The following is a 15,822-nucleotide window of genomic DNA, read 5'->3' as shown; positions in this document are numbered from 1 at the left end:
CCATCGCGGGGCCTCCGATCAGCCCGCGGCGGGCGTCAGGAGGATGGCCACGTAGACGGCGCCCGCGATCAGCGCGGCGGCCCCGAGGACCGCCAGGACGACCCAGAGGACCGTCCGCAGGGTGTGCCGCTCGGCCGCCGGTTCCTCCGGCGTGGGCGCGCCGAGCGGTTCCGGCGCGGTGGTCGGGCCCTGCGCCGTGCTCGGGGCCTGCGCCGTGCTCGGGGCCTGCGGGGGCGCGGGAGCCGGGACGGGCGTCACCGGCCGCAGGGCCGGCGACGACGCGAACGACTCCCCCGCGGGCGGGCCCGAGGGCCGGGCGGGGGGACGGCCGGTGGAGGGCGACGCGGTCGGCCCCGCCTGCCCGGCCTGCCCCGGGGTCCCGCGCTGCCGGTCGCCGAGCCGCAGGTCCGACGTGACGCCCTCCCCGCCGGGCGGGCGCGCCGGGCGGGACGGGCGCGTCGGCTGGAGGGGCTGGGAGTGCTGGGTGGCCTGAGAGGCCGGCTGTCCTGGTGGAGCCGGTCGCGGGCCGCCTCCCGCACCGACGGTCCCGCCCGCCCGGCCGGTCGTCGGCCTCGGCGCGTCCCGCCTCGCCGTCCCGATCTCGCGCGTCGGGGGCGTTTCGGGTCGCGGTGTCTCGGGTCGCGGCGTCCCGCCGATGCGGGTCCGCGGGCCGGGTGCGTCGCGGACCACCGCCGCCTGCGCCGCGGGCCGCGGCATCGCCGTCGTGGCGTCGGCCCCGGCGGGCGCGACAGCGGGCGCCATGGCGGTGCGTGCGGGCACGGCCGTGGTCGGCACGTCCAGCGATGCCGCGGCGGGCGAGACCTGGGTGCCGCTGCGAGGGGGGGCCGTGCGGGCCTCGGACGGCGCGGACGGCGCGGACGGCGTGCTGGTCGGCTGCTTCTCGACCGCTGCCGGCTCGGCGGCCGGTGCCTCCCGGGCCTCCTGGACCCCCTGGGCCTCCTGCTCCTGCACGGCCCCGGCGGGGGCCGCCGCGGGCGCGGCGAGCTCGGGCGTCGCGCCGTCGACGACGTGCTCGGCGGGTGCGGGTGTCTCCTCCCGCGGGGCCGCGGTGGTCGGGGTCGACGGCACCGGCGTCCCGGTCCCCGCGTCGAGCGCCGCCCGGGCCGCGGCGGCGAGCTCGCCCGCGCTCGCGGGACGCTGGGCGGGGTCCTTGGCCAGGCCCGCGGCGATGACGGCGTCGAAGGCCTCGTGCAGGCCGGGGACCGCGCGCGACGGGGTGGGCGGCGTCCACGTCAGGTGGGCGGTCATGAGCTCGGTGAAGCCGTCGAGCGGAAAGGGTCGGCTCCCGGTGAGGCACTCGAAGAGCAGGCACGCCAGCGCGTAGATGTCGATGCCCACCCCGCCCTCGCCCCGGAACCGCTCCGGGGCCATGTAGTCGAGGCTGCCGATGAGCGTGCGGGTCCCGGTGAGCGCCGAGCTCTCGTCGCCCGTCATGGAGCGGGTGATCCCGAAGTCGACGAGGTAGACGAAGTCGTGGGCGCCGACCGCGTCGTCGATGAGGACGTTCGACGGCTTGACGTCGCGGTGCACGAGGCCCGCGTGGTGGGCGGCGTCGAGCGCGGAGGCGACCTGCTCGATGATCGCCACCGCGCGGGCGGGCTTCAGCCGGCCCTCGGCCTCGATGGTCTTCTCGAGGTCGGCGCCACCGACGAGCCGCATGTCGAGGAACAGCCGCCCGTCGATCTCGCCGTAGCGGTGGATGGGGATGACGTGCGGGCTGTGCAGGCGCGCGGTCAGGCGGGCCTCGCGCCGGAAGCGCTTCTGGAACTCGTCGTCGTTGGCCGTCCCGGCCACGAGGCGCTTGAGCGCGACGACGCGGTCGTGCTCAGTGTCGAAGGCCTCGAACACCTCGCCCATGCCGCCGCGACCGACGCGACGGCGCAGCTCGTAGGGCCCGAACCGCTCGACCACCCGAGGCACCCCCTGACACCCGGTCGACGCTGGTGACACTATGTCGCACGCACACCCGTTCGTGGTACATGCCGCGTAGTAGTCTCACCCGAAAGTCACGTTCTGTCACCACCCCCGCTCGGGTGGATCCGCGGGAGGAGGCGAGGTGGCCGACGACGGGGACCGCGCGACGAGCTTCCTCGAGGTGTGGCGGCCCGGCGGCGTCGAGGTCGTCCTCCTCTCCCCACCGACGGTGACGGTCGGGCGCGGCGAGGGCAACGGTGTCGTGCTCGACCACGACGGCCAGGTGTCGTCGCTGCACGCCGTGCTGCAGGCCTACGGGCCGAGCTGGGCGATCCGCGACCTCGGCAGCACCAACGGCACGGTCGTCGGCGGCGAGCGCCTCATCGCCGAGCGCGCCCTGCGCCACGGCGACGTCATCCACGTCGGCGCGACCCGCATGGTGTTCCGCGGCGCCGCGGGGCGGGCGGCGCCCACGACGGCGCCGCGCCGGGCCCCGGAGCTCACGCGCCGCGAGCACGACGTCCTCGTCGCGCTGTGCCGGCCGCTGTTCTCCGGGGCGGTGTTCACCGAGCCGGCCACGGCGCGCGACATCGCCGCCGCGCTCGTCGTCTCCGAGGCCGCGGTCAAGCAGCACCTGCTGCGCCTCTACGACAAGTTCGAGCTCGACCCGGCGAGCACCCGGCGCCGCGTCGAGCTCGCCAACGCGGCCCTCGAGCGCGGGGCGGTCACCCCCGGCGAGCTGGCCTGACGCCCGCCGGGAGCCGTCCCGCCCTCAGCCGTACCGCTTGAGCTCGTGGAAGAAGTCCTCGACCACGTGCAGGCCCCCGGTCCTCGTGACGTGGTCGTAGACGTCCTTGCCGAGCGCGAGGTCGAGGATGCCGAGGCCGAACGGCGAGAACACGACGGTCCGGTCGGTGGGCAGCGTCATCCGCTCCTCGAGCACGTCGCCCAGCGTCCCGTGCACGTGCTCGCGGTTGCCGGTCTCCTGCTCCACGAGGTGCACGGAGGTGTTGGCGCGCAGGCAGTGGTCGACGTCGTCGACGATGTTGGTCGACGCCTGGATGACCTCGGTGCCCAGGTCGCGCAGCGACACGTGCAGCACCAGCGGGTGGTGGTCGAACCACGCCGGGTCGTGGACGTGCGGCGTCCCGGCGACCGTGGCGAAGACGACGAGGTCGCTGTTGCGGATCAGCGACTCGGCGTCGTCGTGGACGGTGACGGTCCCCGTGCCGTCCTGCGTCTCGAGGTAGCCGCGGAAGCCCTCGGCGCTCTCCGGCTTGAGGTCGAACACGCCGGTCTCGTCGAAGGTCCAGCCGGTGGCCGCGAGGTAGGTGTGCAGGTAGCGGGCGATGAGGCCCACCCCGAAGAAGCCGACGCGGCGGGGCCGCTCCCGGCCCCGGGTCAGCCGATCGGCGGCCAGCGCCGCCGAGGCCGAGGTGCGGCTCGCGTTGATGATCGACGCCTCGAGGCAGGCGAAGGGGTAGCCCGTGTCGTGGTCGTTGAGGATCAGCACCGCCGACGCGCGGGGCACCCCGGCCGCCACGTTCTCGGGGAAGCTCGAGACCCACTTGATCCCGTCGACGTTGACGTCGCCGCCGACCGACGCGGGCAGCGCGATGATCCGCGACGTGGGCCGGTCGGCGAAGGTGAGGAAGTACGACGGCGGGTTGTGGGTGCGCCCGGCGTCGTGGAGCCGGTAGGTCTCCTCCATGAGGGCGACAACGTCGCGCTCCCGACCGCGCAACGCCTCTCCCACCTGGGCACCCGGGATCACCGCGAACGGCGGCACCGTCACTGACATCGCAGACTCCTTCGGGGTGGTCACGTCGAGGGCGTGAGGTCGGAGGGACGCAACCGGACCGTCGGGGCGTCCACCGCGGCCGTCGCCCCGGGTGACGCGGGCGCGGGTGCCGGGGCGGGAGCTGAGGCGGGAGCCGGGGCGGGTGCCGGCTCGGCGGCCGTGCGGCCGTCGATGAGGGCGGCGAGGTCGGCGAGCACGGGGTGCGCCACGATCTCGGGCAGCGTGACGGCCTTCTTCAGGCCGACCGCCATCTTCACGGCGAGCAGCGACGAGCCGCCGCGCTCGAAGAAGTGGGTGTCACGCCCCAGCGCCGACGCGTCGACGCCGAGCAGCGGCGCCCAGACGGCGGCGACGCGCTCCTCGGTCGGGGTCAGCGGGGTGGTGTCGCCGTCGCCGGCGGGCTCGGGCTCGTCCATCGCGAGCGCGAGGGCCGTGAGCGCCTTGCGGTCGATCTTGCCGTTGGGCGTCAGCGGCAGGGTCTCCTGGTGGTGCAGCACCGGCGGGACCATGTACACGGGCAGCGAGGCCTCGAGGGTCCCGCGCAGCACCGCGGTCTCCACGGGCGCGGCGGCGCCGTAGAAGCCGACCAGCTGCTTGCCCCGCCCCGGCCGCTCGGCGACGACCACCGCCGCGTCGCGCACGCCGGGCGCGCGCAGCAGGGTGTTCTCGACCTCGCCGATCTCGATGCGGAACCCGGAGATCTTCACCTGGTGGTCGCGGCGGCCGAGGAAGTCGAGCTTCCCGTCGGGCTGCCACCGACCGTGGTCGCCGCTGCGGTAGAGCCGCTCGCCCGGCCGCAGCGGGTCGGGCACGAACGCTATGGCGGTTCGTTCGGGGTCGTTGACGTAGCCGCGCCCGACGCAGACCCCGGAGAACACGATCTCGCCGGGCGCACCGAGCGGCACCGGGTTCAGGTGCTCGTCGACGACGTACACGCGCACGTTGGGGACGGCGGGCCCGAGCGGCACCCGCTCCCCCGTGGGCACCGCGGTGAGGATCTCGTGGTTGGTGTCGTCGCAGGTCTCGGTCAGGCCGTAGGCGTTGACCACCGCGACGTCGGGGCGCACCGAGAACCAGCGCGCCACCAGCTCCTTCTTGACCGCCTCGCCGGTGACCGCGATCCGGCGCAGCGCGGGCAGGACCTCGGTGGCCGGCGCGTCCTGCTGCTCGAGGAACGAGACGACGACGTCGAGGTAGGACGGGACGAGCTGGGCGACCTCGACCCGCCGTCGGGCCAGGAGGTCGACGAAGCGCGGGACGTCGAGGATCGTGTCCTGCTCGACGATGACCGTCGTGCCGCCCACCAGCCACGGCGCCACGAGCTGCCAGAGCGAGATGTCGAAGCACTGGGGGGCGGTCTCGGTGACCACCGTGCCCTCGACGATCCCGAGGTCCTCGATCTTGGCGTAGAGGTGGTTGACCATCCCCGCGTGCTCGCACATGGCGCCCTTCGGCTCGCCGGTGGAGCCGGAGGTGAAGTACAGGTAGGCGAGCCGGTCGCCGGCGATCTCGACCCGCGGCACCGCGTCCCCGTGCTCCTCGGCGACCGCGTCGTCGAGGAGCAGGCGCTCGGGGGCCGCCGTCCCGAGGTTCGCCAGGGCCTCGTCGAGGGTCGTCGTGCTGCCCCGCTCCCCCAGCACCAGCTGCGCGTCGGCGCGGGTGAGGACTCCTGCGATGCGGTCGGCCGGGAAGTGGGGCTCCAGCGGCAGGTACGCGGCGCCCGCCTTGAGGATGCCGAGCACGGACGCGGCCCAGTCGAGGGTGCGCTCGGCCACCACCGCGACGATGCCCTCGTGCGGGAGGCCGCGGGCCAGGATCGCGCGCGCGACGCGGTCGGTGACCTCGTCGAGCTCGCGGTAGGTCCACGACCGGTCGCCGTTGACCACGGCGACGCGATCGGGGTCGGCGGCCGCCCGCGCCCGGATGATCTCGTGCGCGGGCATGGCCGGGCGCTCGCGGACCGGGCCCGCGAGGCCGTCGACCTGGGCGGCCAGCTCCTCCGGGCCGACGAGCCCCTGCGCGCCCGGCGCCGCGTCCGGGTCGGCGCACAGCTGCCCGAGCGCGGTGAGGTGGTAGCCGGCGACCCGCTCGGCGGCCGCGACGTCGAGCTCGCCGGGTCGGTGCACGACCCGCAGGACGTCGGCGGCCGGGCGGTCGATCCGGACGACGGCGTCGTCGGCGAGCGGGGGCGCGTCCTCCGTGCCGCCGACCGCGGGCGCCAGCACCGTCTCCGGCCACAGGCCGGTCAGGTCGCGCCGGGCCTGGGCCAGGGCGACCTCGTCCCCGGGCTGGTCCGCGCCGGTCAGCTCGGTGAGCGCGGTGGCCGCGGCGGCGGCCAGGACGCGCCACGACGCGACCTCGGTGTCGAGGCGGGCCGGCAGCGTCCGGCCGGCGACCTCGACCCCGGCGAGGACCTCGGGCTCCGCGGTGAGCGCCGCGAGGACCCGGGCGTGCGCCGCGAGCAGCAGCGCCTCCGGGACGACGCCCAGGCGCCCGGCCTGCGCGGAGACGTCGTCGAGCAGCGCCGCCGGGACGGGCACCGTGGTCGCGACCGGCCCCTCCCCGGGCGCCCCGGGGGTCAGGCTCCACCGGGGCACGGCGGTGGCGCCGCTGGCCAGGACGGCGCGCCAGCGGGCGTCGTCGGTGACGGCGCACGCGGCGGTCGTGGTGTCGGTCATGGGATCCGTCCTCGGGTTCGGTCAGTCGAGGCCTCGGGCGGGGTTGCCGCCCCAGGACTCACCGGCCGGCACCTCCTCGCCCTTCATCAGGAACGTGTCGGGGGCGAGCTTCGCGTCGTCGCCGATGGTCGTGCCGTAGTGCACGAAGGAGGAGACGCCGAGCGTGACGCGGTCGCCGATCGCGACGCGGTCCGACTTGAACCCGCCGTCCTCCTGCGAGTGGCACTGGACGACGGTGCCCTCGCCGAGCGTGACGTCGTCACCGATGGACGTGAACGCCTTCTCGGTGAGGTTGACGCCGTCGTCGAACACCCGCTTGCCGACGCGGACGCCGAGCAGGCGCCACACCATGGGCTTGAACGGGGTGCCGTTGAACATCTGCACCCAGTCGGGCGCGGGCACCTTCCAGTACCTCTCGTGGCGCCAGAACCGGGGGTCGTAGATCGAGCAGCCGTCCGGCGCGAGCTCCTTCAGCGGCGCGACGGCGCGCTCGACCAGCGCGAACCAGGCGACGAGCAGGACGATGCCGACGAGCTCGACGATGACGACCTCGCCCGGCCCCGCCTGGATCGGCAGCGACGCGACCGCCACGACGCCCACGAGGGCCAGGTAACCGAAGAGCCACCGCGTGAGCAGACGCAGCGCCATCGAGACACCGTTGTGGCGGTTCTTGCGGCGCAGCGACGCGGCGAGCTCGGCGGCGTCCTCGACGTCGAGGGCGCTGTCGCGCGCGACCTTGCGCGGGATCTCGAAGCTCGGGGAGCCGAGCAGGCCGACGCCGTGGCGGACCTTCCCCTGCATCGGGACCTGCACCTTCGTCGCCAGCAGGCAGTCGTCGCCGGTGCGGCCCTGCGGCGGGTAGGCGATCTTGTTGCCGAGGAAGTTGTTCGCGCCGATCGTCGTCCGGGAGACCCGGAACGACGTCGCGGAGTACTCGGCGTTCATCACCGACAGGCCGTCGGCGACGACGGTGCCGCGCCCCACGCTCGTCAGGTACGGGTTCTCGTGCTGGACCGCCATCCCGAAGTTCGAACCGGTCTGCACGAGCGGGCGGAGCTTGTAGCCGATGAACACGAGGTAGTGCGCGATCGCGGAGCTGTCGCCGAACAGCTCGACGTAGGACTTGATGTTGGTGGACGCCCCGATCCCGCGGTGCAGCCAGTAGCGCACCCCGTAGAGGGGGTAGACGTGGTCGGGCCGGACCCCGAGCGCGAAGAGCCGCGGGAGGGTCGCGACCGTGACCAGGCCCAGGACGATGGCGCCGAAGTAGAGCGCCCCGCTGAGCGCGAGCAGCTGGAGGTGGAAGCTCGCCGTGGCCAGCACGCCGGGCGCGGGCTCGAGGAGCGAGGCGAACAGCGGCACCAGGCTGTAGAGCGCACCCGCGATCGCGAGGGCGGCCGGCGAGGCCACCGCGAGGACGAACGCGAGCAGCACCGACGAGTAGACGACGCGGCGCACGCGGCTGCCGGGCGCGGGCGGGACGGCGGGCAGCGGACCCTCGGTGGTGCGCCGTCCGGGCGAGCCGTGCCAGACCTCGCCCACCGGGATCGCCTGGCCCGCGTGCAACGACGAGCTGTGCGCGAGCGACGCGCCGTCGCCGACGGCGGTCCGCACGTCGAGCACCGTCGACTCGCCGACGAAGGCGCCCGCGCCGATGCTGACCCCGCCGATCTCGATCCGGCCGTCGTGCGGGCGGTAGCAGGCGATGACGGACTGCTTCCGCACGAGGCTGCCGTCGCCGACGCTGAACAGGTCGGTGCACACCGGCACCTGACCCGAGAGGTAGACGACGTCCCGGCCGACCTTCGCCCCGAGCGCGCGCAGGTAGAGCGTGAACGCGGGCGTACCGGCGAACAGCACCATCGGGCTCGTGCGGACCAGTGTCTTGACCACCCAGAACCGCAGGTAGGCGGGACTCCACACGCGGAACGACCCGGGCTTCCAGCGCCCGATGAGCACCCACTTCGCCACGATCGGCAGCACGCTCAGCGCGACGAACCCGACGACCCCCGCCCAGAGGGCCGAGAGATACCCGCCGACGACCCCGGGCGCGGTCGTGACCCCCTCGAAGCCCCACACGAGGATCACGGCGGCGAGGTAGCTGTAGGCCAGGACGCACGCGAGCTGGGCCGCGCCGCACAGGACGAACGCCGCGGTGCCCGCGCGGGGACCGGTGGGCTCCTCGGTCTCGGTCACCGAGGGGCCGGCGGGCCCGGACGGCCCTCGGTCGGCGGCGCCGCCGAGGGCCTTCGTGAGGCTCGCGATGGTCGGGTTCGCGTAGATGTCGGGCATGCCGACCGACGGCAGGTCGTCGCGCTTGCGGGTCCGGGCGCAGAAGCGGGCCATGAGCAGCGAGTCGGCGCCCAGGTCGTCGAAGAAGTGCGCGTCGGGCGGCACGTCGGGGCGCTCGAGCACCTCGGCGAGCACGCCGGCGAGCCCGCTGGTCGTGCGCGCGGCCCCGCCGGCATCGGCCGGCTTCGCGGCGGGGGCGAGGGCCACGGCGAGCGAGGCGAGGGTCGGGTTCTGGTAGATGTCCTGCATCGCCGCCGACGGCAGGTCGGGGTGCTTGCGGATGCGCGCGCAGAAGCGGGCCATCAGCAGCGAGTCGGCGCCCAGGTCGTCGAAGAAGTTGCCGTCCTTCGGCACGTCCGGGCGGCCGAGGATCTCGACCAGGATCTCCCGCAGCAGGGCCTCGGTCGCGCCGGGCGCCGCGGCCGCGCTCGGCGTCTCGGGCTTCGCGGGCGGGGCCGGCGCGGTGACGGGCTTCGCAGGAGGGGCGGGGGCGGCCGCCGTGTACCCGGGCCGGGCCGCGGGCGGACGCACGCCCGGCCCGGCGGGACCGCGGTGTGGCGGCGGGCCCGGGCGGGTCGGTGGAGCGGGTCGGCCCGGGGCGCCGGGTCGCGGCGGCGCACCGTGGCGCGCGGGCGGCGCCGGCCGGCCGCCGGCGGGGGTCGGGGGTCCGGGGGCTGGTCGGCCGGGCGTCGCGGGACCGGGCGCCGCCGGACCCGGGGCTCCCGGGCGGCGCCCGGGCGGGGCGGGCTGGGCGGGCGGCGCCGACGGGCGTGCGGCCGGCGCTACGGGCGCGCTCGGGCGCAGGGCGGAGGGCGGTGTGGCTGCGGGCGGTGTGGCTGCGGGCGGTGTGGCTGCGGGCGGTGTGGCTGCGGGCGGTGTGCTGGCGGGCTTGACGGCGGGCGGGGCGGGGGTGGCCCGCACCGCGGTCGTCGGCGCGTCGACGGAGCTCGGTGCCGGGCGCGCCGGCGTCACCCGCGTCGGCGCGTCCAGGCCCGAGGCCGATGGTGGGGCGGTCGGTCCGGCGCTCCGTGCGGCGCTCGGTCCGACGCCGGGTCCGGCGCCCGGTCCGGCGCCCGGTCCGGCGCCCGGTCCGGCGCTCGGTCCGCCGTCGGCCGGGCGGTCGCCGCTCGCTCCGCCGTCGGTCGGGCGGTCGCCGCTCGGCGGGGCGTGGGGCGGCGGGCCCTGGGTGGACGGGGCGTCGGTCGACGGGGCCGGGGTCGCCGCTTCGGCGTCCGCGGTGGCCGTGGACCCGCCGACGGCCGTGCCCTCGTCGGCCGCGGTGGTCTCGACGGCCGGCGGAGCCTCGCCGACCTCGCCGACCTCGTCGGGCAGCGTGTCCGGCAGGGACATGACGGTCGTGCGCCGCGACTGCCGGGGACCGGGACGGGGCGTCGGACGCGCCGACGTCGGCGCGATGCGCTCCCCCCGGCCGCCGGAGCCGTCGAGGCGGGCGATCCGCTCGACGTCGCCGGCGGGCGTGACCCGGCCGAGGTCGCCGGTGCGGAACATCGTCCCGCCACGACCCGGCACCGGCACGAACGCCTCGGCGCTGAGGTCCCGACGCCCGACGTAGCCGCGCCCGACCCCGACCCCCGTGACGCCGATCTCGCCGATCGCGCCGGGCGGGAGGAGCCGTCGCGGGTCGGCCGGGTCGGCGACCACGACGTCGTCGCCGGGCAGCGGTCGCCAGAACCCCGCCGGCTGGTGGGGCGACACCTCGGTCCACAGGGCCGCGACCGTGGTCTCGGGGCCGCCGTGCAGGGCGACGATCCGCCGGCCGGGGCGCTGCCAGCCGGCGAGGAGGTCGCGCGGCCGGTCGGGCCCGGTGAGCAGGAGCAGCCGCAGGTCGGGCAGCGGCTCGTCGACCCCGTCGAGGTCCTCGGCGCTCGCACGGAGCACAGTGACACGGTGCTCGCGCAGGTGGCGCCCGAGGTCGGCACCGCGCAGCCGCGGTCCCGGCGGCGCGGTGACGACGGCGGCGCCGGACGACCACGCGAGCCACGTCTCGAGGAGCGCGAGGTCGGAGCCCGCGCTGGTATCGTGGTGGACCCGGTCGTCGGCCCCGAGCCGCAGGAGCCCGACGGCGGCGTGGAGGAAGGCGGCGGCGGCGTCGTGCCCCACGGCCGTGGCGCGCAGGCCGCCGCGGGCCCCGGCGGCGTGGTCGGCGGCGTGGACCACCACGTAGGCCGGCATCCCGACGACCGCACCGCGCTCGGCCTCGGTCAGCCGTTGGGCGTCCTCGTCGTCGACGCGGGACCGGACGCGGTCGAGGTAGACGGCGTCGACGTCGGACTCGTCGAGCCGCGCCGCCGCGGCGGTCGTCGTGAGCACGACGCCCGCACCCGCCGCCTCGAGCACGGCCGCGAGCGCCCCGTCCGGGAGGCGGGCGTCGAGCGGCACCCAGACCGCACCGATGCGGGCCGTCGCGAGTTGGGCGACGAGGACGTCGGCGGGGCGGTCGAGCAGCAGTGCCACCCGGTCGCCGGCCGCGATCCGGCGTCGTCGCAGGTAGCGGGCCAGGCGCACCGCCGCGGTCTCGAGCGCGACGTACGACATCGGACCGTCCGCGGTCTCCAGCGCGGTCCGCTGGGCCCGGCCGTGGCGGCGGAGCTCGTCACAGGTCCGCTCGGCGAGGCGGTCGATCCTGGCGTCGGCGGGAGCGGGCGCCGGCCCGGGGGCCGGCCCCGGACCGGCGCCCGGCCGGCGTCGGGATTCGGTCCACCGGCGCCGGGCCGCGGGCGCGTCGGGGCGCACCGCCGCGACGCCGTGCGGTGCACCGGCGACCATGGCGGCTCCCCCACGTTCGTGCCCTGACCCTTGCGCGGACCACGGCATCGTCACGCAGAGACGTCATGGTCGCCCAGGGTCATCACACGAACGGAGTACGTGCGCCGGGACGTCGTGGATCCACGGGCACGTGGAGCGCGCCCCCGACCACGGGCGGTCACCGCCCGTGGATCACAGTCAGTCGAACGACAGCTCGGTGTCGCGGGTGCGCTTGAGCTCGTAGAAGTACTCGTAGCCCGCGAGGAGCTTGGCGCCGTCGAAGATCGTGCCGGCCTGCTCGCCCTTGGGGATGCGGGTCATGACCGGGCCGAAGTACGCCGAGCCCTCCACGTGGATCACCGGGGTGCCGACGTCCATGCCGACCGGGTCCATGCCCTCGTGGTGGGACTTCTTCAGCGCCTCGTCGACGTCCGTCGACGTCGCGGCCTGCGCGAGCGACTCGGGCAGGCCGACCTCGGCCAGCGACTTCGCGATGACGTCGTCGAAGTCCTTGTTGCCCTCGTTGTGGATCTTCGTGCCCATCGCCGTGTAGAGGGGCGCCAGGACCTCGTCGCCGTGCTCCTGGGCGGCCGCGATGCACACGCGCACGGGCTTCCAGCCCTCGTCCATCATCGACTGGTACTTCTCGTCGAGCTCGCGACCCGAGTTGAGCACCGAGAGGCTCATGACGTGCCAGTGCGTCTCGACGTCGCGCACCTTCTCGACCTCGAGCATCCAGCGCGAGGTGATCCAGGCGAACGGGCACAGCGGGTCGAACCAGAAGTCGACGCGGGTCTTCTCAGCCATGGGGTCGGGTTCCCTTCTCCGATGTCCTCACTCGGCCAACCCGTGCGATGGGCCGTGATGTTCCCGGTCCGCCGTAGGGTGGCGCCGTGGCTGCCCCGAACCTGACCCGCACCGACGCGATCGCGCGCGCCGAGCTGCTCGACGTCGCGTCCTACGCGGTCGACCTGGACCTCACCGACGGGGCCGGCGCCCCCGGCGAGGCCACGTTCCGCACCACGACGACGGTGCGCTTCCGGGCCGCCGAGCCGGGCGCGTCGACGTGGATCGACTTCGTCGGCGCCGGCGTCCGGTCGGCGACCCTCAACGGTCGCGCGCTCGAGGTCGGCGGCTACGACGAGGAGAAGGGCATCGCGCTGCCCGACCTCGCCGCCGAGAACGAGCTCGTCGTCGACGCCGACGGGCGCTACATGAACACCGGCGAGGGCCTGCACCGCTTCGTCGACCAGGTGGACGGCGGGGTCTACCTCTACAGCCAGTTCGAGACCGCGGACGCCAAGCGGATGTTCGCCTGCTTCGACCAGCCCGACCTCAAGGCCACGATCACCGTGACCGTCACCGCGTCCCCGGACTGGCAGGTCGTCTCCAACGGCGCGACCGAGGCCGTCACCGAGGCCGACCACGGCGCCAAGAGGCACGCGTTCGCCACCACACCGCCGATCTCGACCTACCTCGTCGCGCTCGTCGCGGGCCCGTACGCCCGATGGGACGACACCTACACCGACGAGCACGGCACGATCCCGCTCGGCATCTTCTGCCGCGCGAGCCTCGCCGAGCACATGGACGCCGAGCGGCTGTTCACCGAGACCAAGCAGGGCTTCGGCTTCTACCACCGCAACTTCGGCGTGCCCTACCCCTTCGGCAAGTACGACCAGCTCTTCGTGCCGGAGTTCAACGCCGGCGCCATGGAGAACGTCGGCGCCGTGACGTTCCTCGAGGACTACGTCTTCCGCAGCCGCGTCACCCGCTACCTCTACGAGCGCCGCGCCGAGACCGTGCTGCACGAGATGGCCCACATGTGGTTCGGCGACCTCGTGACGATGCGCTGGTGGGACGACCTGTGGCTCAACGAGTCGTTCGCGACCTGGGCCAGCGTCGTCAGCCAGGCCGAGGCCACCGAGTACCGCAACGCGTGGACGACGTTCGCCAACGTCGAGAAGTCGTGGGCCTACCGCCAGGACCAGCTGCCCTCGACCCACCCCGTCGCCGCGGACATCCCCGACCTGCAGGCCGTCGAGGTCAACTTCGACGGCATCACCTACGCCAAGGGCGCGTCGGTGCTCAAGCAGCTGGTCAGCTACGTCGGGCAGGAGGAGTTCCTGTCCGGGCTGCGGCTGTACTTCTCGCGCCACGCCTACGGCAACGCGACCTTCGACGACCTGCTCGGCGCCCTCACCGAGGCCTCCGGCCGCGACCTGTCGGGCTGGAGCGCGCAGTGGCTGCGCACCACCGGGCTGAACTCCCTCGCGCCGTCGTTCGCGGTCGGCGAGGACGGTCGATACACCGCGTTCGAGGTGGTCCAGGGCGGCGCCCGGCCGGGCGCGGGCGAGCTGCGGACCCACCGCCTCGCGGTCGGCGTCTACGGCTCCGAGAACGCTGACGGCTCCGGGAAGCTCGTGCGGCAGCACCGCGTCGAGCTCGACGTCGACGGCGACCGCACCGAGGTCCCGGAGCTGGTCGGGGTCGAGGCCGGCGCGCTCGTGCTCGTCAACGACGACGACCTCACCTACTGCACGATGCGCCTCGACGAGCGCTCGCTGACCACCCTGATCGACCGCATCGGCGACATCGCCGAGCCGCTCCCGCGCACCCTGTGCTGGTCGGCGGCGTGGGAGATGACCCGCGAGGCCGAGCTGCGCGCCCGCGACTTCGTCGCGCTCGTGACCGCGGGCCTCGCCGCCGAGTCCGAGGTCGGCGTCGTCCAGCGGCTCCTGCTCCAGGCCCAGACCGCGCTCGCCTCGTACGCCGAGCCCGGCTGGGCGGTCACCGAGGGGTGGCCGACGTTCGTCGCGCGCCTGCTCGAGCTCGCCCACGCCGACCCGGGCTCGGACCACCAGCTCGCGATCGTCAACGCCCTCGCGGGGTCGGTGCTCACCGCCGAGGCGCTCGACACCGTCGCCGGCTGGCGGGACGGGACCGCCCCGCTCGAGGGCCTGACCGTCGACACCGACCTGCGCTGGCGGCTCCTGCACGCACTCGTCGCGCACGGGGCGGCGGGCGAGGCCGAGATCGACGCCGAGTACGAGCGCGACAACACCGCCACCGGACGCCGCATGGCCGAGCGGGGCCGCGCGCTCATCCCGACCCCGGAGGCCAAGGCCGAGGCCTGGCGGCGCGCCGTCGAGGACGACACGCTGCCGAACGCCATCAACGCCGCGATCATCATGGGCTTCTCGCACCCGGCGCAGCAGGCCCTGCTCACCGACTACGTCGGGAAGTACTTCGCGGTCGTCGACGAGGTCTGGGCCCGCCGCTCCTCCGAGCAGGCCCAGCCGATGGTGCAGGGGCTCTTCCCGTCCTGGGCCGTGGAGCAGGCGACGGTCGACGCCGCCGACGCCTGGCTCGCCGACGAGCACCCGCCGGCCCTGCGCCGCCTCGTCACCGAGGGCCGCGCCGGCGTCGTCCGCGCCCTCGCCGCCCGGGAGTTCGACCGCGGCTGAGGCCCGACCCCAGAACGAACGAACGCGCTGTTCGCTGCGCTAGAAGCAGCGAACAGCGCGTTCGCTGCTCTCGCCGGGCCGGCTCAGTGCGCGTGTCCTGCCTGGTCGGCGAGCATCGTGATGCCCTCGACCATGCCGCCGACGAGGTCGGACTCCTTGAACGAGGCGACCATGCTCATCACCGCGAGCTTGGCGCCGCGGTCGTCGATGCGCCGGCCCGACTCGGCGCCGGTCACGACCTCGACGACCCGCTCGCCCGGCGAGACGGCCACGACGACCGCCTCGGGGGCGTGGTCGGCCAGCGAGGCGTGCAGCTCCTCGGCGCGCTCGCGCGACCGGGAGCCGAGCGCCCCCACGTAGAGGGTGAACAGCAGCCCGGTCTCGCGGCAGGCGAGCGTCAGGGCCTCGTCGAGGCGCGAGAGCTGCGACGGGGAGAACGGCGCGCGGTTGTCCTCCGCGTGCACGTCGGCGGCCTCGGAGATCCGCCCGGAGGCGGTGGACACGCGCGCCTGGCCGACGATGGGGTCCTCGAGGACCCCCGGACCCTGGGTCAGCCGGGTGGTCTCGCCGGGGGCGTCCTGACCGGCAGGGACGACGTCACCACGTGCCACGAGCGCCTCCTCGGGCGGTGTGCTCGGCGGCCGGGCTCGCGGGCACGGCCTCGACGGTCGGCCCGGTGACGCCCGAGCCTCGGGGGTTGCCCATCCACCACAGCGGCTCGTGGTCCCACACGTCGCCGGAGCGGTACCGCGCACCACGCCCCGACGGACGGATCAGGGTCATGGCCGCGATCAGGGCGATCCCCCCGAGCGAGGTCACCCCGTAGAGCAGGAACGTGGTCATCGGGCTCACGCGCAGCACCGTAGTGGATGCCGTCGACGACGTC

9 protein-coding genes are annotated in these 15,822 nt (G+C 75.1%); 2 read left to right on the top strand and 7 right to left on the bottom strand.

Annotated features, from left to right (window positions below; genetic code table 11):
• Positions 1-18: 18 nt before the first annotated feature.
• The gene (locus tag ACYX4T_RS00115; protein WP_476012557.1) at positions 19-1,932 is read right to left on the bottom strand and encodes a serine/threonine-protein kinase; all 1,914 of its coding nucleotides are present in this window, start codon (positions 1,930-1,932) and stop codon (positions 19-21) included.
• A 145-nt stretch (positions 1,933-2,077) separates the two neighbouring features.
• On the opposite strand from ACYX4T_RS00115, the gene ACYX4T_RS00110 reads away from it, so the two are divergent.
• Positions 2,078-2,683, top strand: a complete 606-nt coding sequence (locus tag ACYX4T_RS00110; RefSeq protein ID WP_476012556.1) for an FHA domain-containing protein — start codon at positions 2,078-2,080, stop codon at positions 2,681-2,683.
• Between the two features lie 24 nt (positions 2,684-2,707).
• Here ACYX4T_RS00110 and sbnB read toward each other — a convergent pair whose 3' ends face one another.
• From sbnB to ACYX4T_RS00090, 4 genes are all read right to left on the bottom strand, one after another.
• Complete coding sequence (gene sbnB / locus ACYX4T_RS00105; protein WP_476012555.1) at positions 2,708-3,736, bottom strand: 2,3-diaminopropionate biosynthesis protein SbnB; 1,029 nt, start codon at positions 3,734-3,736, stop codon at positions 2,708-2,710.
• Positions 3,737-3,756: 20 nt separating this feature from the next.
• Positions 3,757-6,414, bottom strand: a complete 2,658-nt coding sequence (locus tag ACYX4T_RS00100; RefSeq protein ID WP_476012554.1) for an amino acid adenylation domain-containing protein — start codon at positions 6,412-6,414, stop codon at positions 3,757-3,759.
• 21 nt (positions 6,415-6,435) lie between these two features.
• On the bottom strand, positions 6,436-11,493 hold the full coding sequence (locus ACYX4T_RS00095; protein WP_476012553.1) for a Pls/PosA family non-ribosomal peptide synthetase: 5,058 nt from the start codon (positions 11,491-11,493) through the stop codon (positions 6,436-6,438).
• A 177-nt stretch (positions 11,494-11,670) separates the two neighbouring features.
• On the bottom strand, positions 11,671-12,279 hold the full coding sequence (locus ACYX4T_RS00090) for a mycothiol-dependent nitroreductase Rv2466c family protein (RefSeq protein WP_476012552.1): 609 nt from the start codon (positions 12,277-12,279) through the stop codon (positions 11,671-11,673).
• Between the two features lie 86 nt (positions 12,280-12,365).
• Between ACYX4T_RS00090 and pepN the strand changes: the two genes are divergently transcribed.
• Positions 12,366-14,936: an aminopeptidase N gene (gene pepN / locus ACYX4T_RS00085; protein WP_476012551.1), complete on the top strand. Its 2,571-nt coding sequence runs from the start codon at positions 12,366-12,368 to the stop codon at positions 14,934-14,936.
• Between the two features lie 83 nt (positions 14,937-15,019).
• Here pepN and ACYX4T_RS00080 read toward each other — a convergent pair whose 3' ends face one another.
• Together ACYX4T_RS00080 and ctaJ are read right to left on the bottom strand one after the other, a co-directional pair.
• Positions 15,020-15,547 carry a DUF5130 family protein gene (locus ACYX4T_RS00080; protein WP_476012550.1) on the bottom strand — a complete coding sequence of 176 codons (528 nt, stop codon included), beginning with the start codon at positions 15,545-15,547 and terminating at the stop codon, positions 15,020-15,022.
• Positions 15,534-15,779 (bottom strand): aa3-type cytochrome oxidase subunit CtaJ, encoded by a 246-nt coding sequence (ctaJ, locus tag ACYX4T_RS00075; RefSeq protein ID WP_476015149.1) that lies wholly within the window; start codon positions 15,777-15,779, stop codon positions 15,534-15,536. The genes ACYX4T_RS00080 and ctaJ overlap by 14 nt, the downstream gene beginning before the upstream one ends.
• Positions 15,780-15,822 lie beyond the last annotated feature (43 nt).

The sequence above is a fragment of the Actinomycetospora sp. ABD4_176 genome (assembly GCF_056311855.1).
This window is presented reverse-complemented; position numbering and strand designations above follow the sequence as displayed.